The sequence below is a fragment of the Nonomuraea diastatica genome (assembly GCF_004349015.1).
Lineage (GTDB): Bacteria > Actinomycetota > Actinomycetes > Streptosporangiales > Streptosporangiaceae > Nonomuraea > Nonomuraea diastatica.
Genome location: NZ_SMKP01000320.1, coordinates 1 through 6,235 on the forward strand (window position 1 = coordinate 1; position 6,235 = coordinate 6,235).

At 73.3% G+C, this 6,235-nt stretch carries 2 protein-coding genes; both read right to left on the reverse strand.

Going from position 1 to position 6,235, the window contains the following annotated elements; genetic code table 11:
• Window positions 1-143 precede the first annotated feature (143 nt).
• On the reverse strand, window positions 144-5,531 hold the full coding sequence (locus E1294_RS50505) for a non-ribosomal peptide synthetase (protein WP_246083861.1): 5,388 nt from the start codon (window positions 5,529-5,531) through the stop codon (window positions 144-146).
• On the reverse strand, window positions 5,528-6,235 hold a 708-nt coding region (locus E1294_RS50510; protein ID WP_165977944.1), incomplete at its 5' end, for a non-ribosomal peptide synthetase. The genes E1294_RS50510 and E1294_RS50505, both read right to left, overlap by 4 nt.

Here is a 6,235-nt window from a genome sequence, read left to right on the forward strand (position 1 = left end):
GGCGTGACGGTGCGGCGGCGCGTCGGCGACGAACCGGCGCGCCGCCGCACCGTCACGCCCGCCCACCCGCACGTTCACGGCGCGGCCTGTGAGGAGGAGGGCGGTGGTGGCGCCGACCGCTCCGTAGCCGCCGAGGATGCCGATCACGCGGTCGTCCCGGTGATCAGCTTGGCCACTCCAGCGGCGTGGCCCTGGTCGAGGCAGGTGAAGTGGTCGCCCTCGACGCCGCGTACGGCGAGCCGTCCCAGGCAGAGGTCCTGCCAGAACTCCGTCATGTCGTCCTGGAGGGTCGGCACGAGGTTGGTGGTGCCGCGCTGGCGCAGGAACGTGATGTCGCCCGCGTACGGCTCGGGGTCGTAGTGGGTGACGGCGGTGAAGCTCTGCTTGAACACCCGGTAGGCGAGGTCGACGCGCTCGGGCGGATGGTCCAGGCCACGGGCGACGGCGGCCAGGCGGTCGGCGGGCGAGATGGCGGACAGCTCGGCGAAGCGGCCGCCGATCGCAGCGAGGCCCGGGTCGGCGGAGCCGGCGAGCGCGGCCAGGGCGCCCTCGCGCACCTGTCCCGGCGAGGACTCCAGCACGGCCCGCAGGGCGCGCGCCAGGTCCTCCTCGGGGTAGCCGAGCTGGACGGGGTCGAGCCCGCACGCCTGGGCGAAGCCGTACTCGAGCATGAGCTCGTCACTGATCCGGTAGGGGAATCGTGAGCTGCTGATGACGGTGAGCTCGTCGACGGTGGCGCCGCCCTCAGTGAGCCGGCGGGCGACCTCGGTGGCGATCAGGCCTCCCATGCAGTAGCCGATGATGTGGTAGCTCGGCGCGTCCTCCTTGAGCAGCACCTGCGCGTACGATCCGGCCAGCGACTCCACCGCGGCGGCCGGGTCGAGCTCCAGGTAGTGTCCCGCGTCGTTGATCACCAGGCCGAGCAGGGGCCCATCGGACAACTCTGGGGAGAGCGCCCGGTAGGGGGTCAGGGTGCCGGTGCCGTCGTGGAGCAGCACCCGCACCGGGCCCTGCCCGCCGGCCAGGCGCACCAGCGGGCTGACGTTCGTCCTGGACAGGCCGCGGTCGCGGTCGTCGCGGGCCTGGCGGAGGTGGGCGGCGAGCGCGGCGACGGTCGGCTGGTTGACGAGCTGGCGGACGAGGCTGTCCCAGTAGAAGTTGTGCGCCTCGGGCAGCTCCTCGCGTACACGCCCGGCCAGCCGGGTGACCAGCAGGGAGTCGCCGCCCAGCGCGAAGAAGTCCTGATCCCTGCCGACCTGCTGGAGGCCGAGGAGTTCGGCCCAGAGAGCGGCGAGCCGCCGTTCGAGGTCGTCGCGCGGCTCCTCACCGGCGGGCGTGCTCTCGCCGGCCGTACGGGGCAGCAGGGAGCGCAGGCGCGCCCGGTCGATCTTGCCGTTGTCCGTCAGCGGCAGCTCGTCGACCACCTGAACGTGGGACGGGATCATGTAGCCGGGCAGCCGCTCGCCCAGGAACGCCCGCAGCTCCGCGAGGTCGATGTGCTCCCGGTCGGCGGGGAAGCGGGCGGCGAACACACACTGCCCCAGCGAGGCCAGCGCGTCGTCGGGCCCGGGGAGGCAGGCCATGGTGGTGGCGCCGGCGCCCGCGAGCAGGTCGAGCCACTCCTCGCGGGCGACGAACGTACGGTCGCGGCCCTGGCGCACGTCGGCGTAGTCGTGCGGGTTCATCAGGAACTCCATCGAGCTCATGATCTGCACGTGTTCGCGGGTGGTCTCGATGAACACCAGCCACCCGCCCGGCGCCAGCAGCTCACGGAACCTGGCGAGCACGGCGGCGGCGTCGTGCGAGTTGTGCAGGACGTTGGCGCAGAGGATGACGTCGAAGGAGTTGGGCTCGTACCCCTGGGCGCGGTAGTCGGCGTTGATGTCGAACAGGCCGTAGCGCACCCATGGGTGCTCGGCGAACCGTTCGGCGGCCTGGCCGAGGAAGAATCGCGACAGGTCGGTGAACAGGTATTCGACGTGGTGCCCTGCCAGCTCGGGGATGAGCTCGGCGCTGGTGCCGCCCACGCCCGCCCCGGCCTCCAGGACGCGCAGCGGCCCGCCCGCGTGCCGCTCGGCGACGCTGCCGATGACGGCGCGCACGATGCGGTTGACGTACCTGCTGAGCACGTTGTCCTTGTAGGCGCCCTCGGCGGTCTCCATCTCGCCCTCGGGGAACAGCAGCTCGCGGGCGTCGAGCTCGCCGCGCATCAGCTCGGGCAGGTGCGTGGTGCTGACGCGCAGGAACCTGATCAGCTCGGCGCCGTAGTCGAGCCCTTCTGTGAGGCCTTCGACGCGGTGCCAGAGCGGGTCGAGGGCGGCGGGCTCCCGCAGGCCGTGGTAGCGGCCGGCGTCGTCGCGGCCGAGCCGGCCGCGCTCGTGCAGCGCGGCGAGCCAGCGCCGGACCAGCCGGTGGTGGTCGGGCGCGACCCGGGCGGTCTCCAGGATCTCCGCCAGGTCGTGGTCGCCGTCGCCGGCGAACAGCCCGGCCGCGCGCAGCGCCGCCGCCATCGAGGTGAGCGCGATCTCGTCGAGCGTCTCGGCGACCGCCACCACGCGCGGCAGGTCGACGCCGTCGAGCGCGGCGCGGCCCGCCGCCTCGGCCGCGGCGGCGACGTCCGGCTCGTCGCTCCCGCTCTCTTCCTTCCGTACGGCCTGCGCGAAGCCGACGAGGCGGCGTTCGAGCGCCCTGTCGCCGTCGACGATCACGGTGCCGGCGGCGACCGCCGGGTGCGCCTGCAGCGCGGTCTCCACTTCGGCCAGCTCGATGCGGTGGCCGCGAATCTTGACCTGGGAGTCCTCCCTGCCCAGGAACTCGATGGTGCCGTCGGGCCGGTAGCGGCCCAGGTCGCCGGTGCGGTAGAGGCGCTCGCCCGCGTGCCGGACGAACCGTTCCGCGGTCTTGGCCTCGTCGCCGAGGTAGCCGATGGCCACCCCGGCGCCGCCGATGTACAGCTCTCCCGGCACCCAGTCGGGGCTGGGCCGCATGGAGGCGTCGAGCACGTGGAAGGCCTGGTTGGCCAGCGGCCTGCCGTACGGGACGCTCACCCAGCCGGGCAGCGGTTCGCCGATGGGGTGGTGGATGGACCAGATGGCGGCCTCGGTGGCGCCGCCCAGGCTGACCACGTCGAGATCCGGCAGCCGGCGGCGGATCTGGCCGGGCAGTGCCACGGGCACCCAGTCACCGGACACCATCGCCAGCCGCAGCTCGGGCAGCTCGGCAGTGGGCTCGGCGTCCAGGTAGTGCTGGAGCATCTGGAGCTGTGCGGGCACGGAGTTCCACACGGTGACCGCGTGCCTGGCGGCGAGCTCGGCCCAGTGCGCGGGGTCCCCCCTGCGCGCCGGGTCGGGCAGCACCAGCGCGCCGCCGGTCGCGAGCGGCCCGAAGATGTCGTACACGGACAGGTCGAAGCCCAGGTTGGCGAGGCCGAGCACCCGGTCGTCCTGGCCGACGCCGAAGCGGGTGTTGATGTCGTCGATGGTGTTGCGGGCGGCCTGATGGCTGATCATCACGCCTTTGGGCACTCCGGTGGAGCCGGAGGTGTAGATGACGTACGCCAGGTCGCCCGGCCGCCGCCGGGCCTCGGGCGGCGGCGACTCGACGGGCCGCAGGGTGTCGACCGCGATCCAGCCGTCCTCCGCGCGCCACGACTGCGTGAGCACCAGGCGGGCCGAGGCGTCGGCGAGGATGCGGTCGCGCCTGACGGGCGGCTGGCCGGTGTCGACGGGCAGGTAGGCGCCGCCGGCCATGAGGATGCCGAGCACGGCCACGACCTGCTCGGCGCCCTTGTCCATGACGACGGCGACGATCTGTCCGGGCTCGTGACCGGCCGCGCCGAGCGCCCGCGCCACCGCCGTCGCGCGGCCGAGCAGCTCGCCGTACGTGAGCGAGCCCTCGGAGGTGACGACGGCGGTGCGGCCGGGTGTGCGGCGGGCCTGGGCCACGACCTCGTCGTGCAGCAGCCCGCCGGGGAGCGGCGCGGCGGTGGCGTTGGCGAGGGCGCGGGCGCGCGCCTGCGCGGCGGGCAGGTCGACGGGAGACGCCCCGGCCCAGGCCTCTTCTGAGGACAGGCCGTCCAGCAGCGCGGTGAAGGCGGCGAACATGTCGTCCACCAGCCCGTCGGGGAACACCCCCGCGCGTACGTCCCAGTTGACCAGCAGCGCGCCGCGGTGCTCCTTGACCTGGCAGTCGACCCACACCTGGGGGGTCTGGCTGATGCCGTACTCCGGCTTGCCGTGCTCGGCCTCGTCCTGGCCGAGGCCGATGGCGCTGGTGAACACCACCGGCATCAGCGCGGCGTCGCGGCCGCGCCTCCTGGCCAGCTCGCGCATCACCTCGATGCCGCCGCAGCGGCGGTGTTCCATGTCGGCGAAGAGCTGCTCGCCGATCGCGCGGGCGCGGTCGGCGAAGGGCCGGTCGGGCGTGGTGTCGACGGCGAGCAGGTTGAGCGTGGTGAAGTCGCCCACCACCTGGTCGATCGACGGGTGCAGGGGCGGGCGGTCGAGCAGCGTCAGGTTGAGCGTGAACCTTGGCCTTCGGCTCCACCGCCCGATGACCTCGGCGTAGGCGGCCAGCACGGCCTGCGACGGCGTGGTGCCGGCCGCCGACGCCCTGGCGCGCAGCCTGGCCCACTGTTCCGGCTCGACCCGGCTCTCCCAGCGCTGGAACCTCGCTTCCGCCTGCTGGTCGAGCGCGGGCAGCTCGGGCGCCGGTGGCAGGTCGTCGACGCGGGCCCACCAGTAGGCGCGGTCGCGGTCGTACCGGCCGCTCTCGCGCTGCGCGCGCAGGGCCAGCACGCAGTCGCGGAAGCTCACCGGGACGGGCGGCAGGTCCGCATCGGGGTTCTCGTGCAGCTGGTGGAGCTCGCCCAGCAGCAGCTGGATGCTGACGTAGTCGGCGATGAGCAGGTCGATCGAGGCGTGCAGGAGCGCGCCGCGGTCGGTGAGCGAGATCCGCAGCTCGAACAGGGGCCAGCTGCCCGCGGGGTAGAGCGTGTGCGCCATCTCCTCGCGGATGGCGGCGAGCCGTTGGTCGGGGTCGGTGCCGCGCAGGTCGCTCACCTGCACGTCGTAGGCGGGAACCTCGGCCAGCACCTGCTGGTGGCCGTCGGGGTGGATCACGGCGCGGAGCATGTCGTGCCGCTCGATCATCGTGCGCCATGCCGCCTGGACACGCTCGGGGTCGAGCTCGGGGAAGGCGACCTCGACGTAGCCGTGGCAGGCGACCCCGCCGTAGCCGAAGGCGTCGTTGCGGCCGAGCAGGTAGGCCTGCTGCACGTCGGTGAGGGGGAAGGGGTCGAGGCGGTGTCCCGGGTCGGGGCGCACCGTCTCGGCCTCGGCCGCGCGGCGCAGGTGGGCGATGATCTGGGGCTTGGCGCCGAGCAGCGCCGCGCGCCGCTCCTCGGTCAGCGCTCCCTTGGGGGCGCGGAAGCGCAGGCCGCCGCCGTCCTCCCACAGTCGGATTCCCGCCGCTTCCATGTCGGCGATCAGGTCTCGTACGGTCGGCTCTGGTGCGGCCGGTGCCTGGGTCACAGCACGCCCTCCTCTTCGGTGTCGTCCGTCGTCAGGCCGATCGCCTCGGCGCAGTCCGCGATGGTGGGGGTGGTGAAGAAGCGGCGCAGGGACAGCTCGACGCCGAGCCTGCGGCGGACGATCTCGGCGAAGCGGGTGGCGAGCAGCGAGTCTCCGCCGAGGGTGAAGAAGCTCTGGCCACGGCCTGGCGGCGGGATCTCCAGGAGTTCGGCCCACAGCTCGGCGAGCTGCTGCTCCACGCCTGGGCGTGGTGGGTCGTCGCCGTCCGGTGGTGGCTCCGTCTCCGTGGCGAGCGCGGATCTGTCGATCTTGCCGTTGGCGGTCAGGGGCAGATGGTCCAGCATCGTGATCGCCGGCGGGATCGCATACCCCGGTAACCGGTCGGCCAGGAACGAGCGCAACCCGCCCTGGTCCACATCGCCCGGAGTGACGAACGCGGCCAGCCGGCGCTGCCGCCGATCCCCCACCGCCACAGCGACGGCCCGGCTCACCCCCGGGTGAGCCTCCAGCGCGGCCTCGACCTCACCCAACTCGATCCGATGCCCACGAATCTTCACCTGATGATCGGCCCGGCCCAGGAACTCCAGCGTGCCGTCCGCCCAGTACCGGCCCATATCCCCGGTCCGATACCAGCGACCCCCCGCAGCCTCCACGAACTTGACCGCCGTCGTCTCCGGATCACCCCGATACCCGGCCGCCACCCC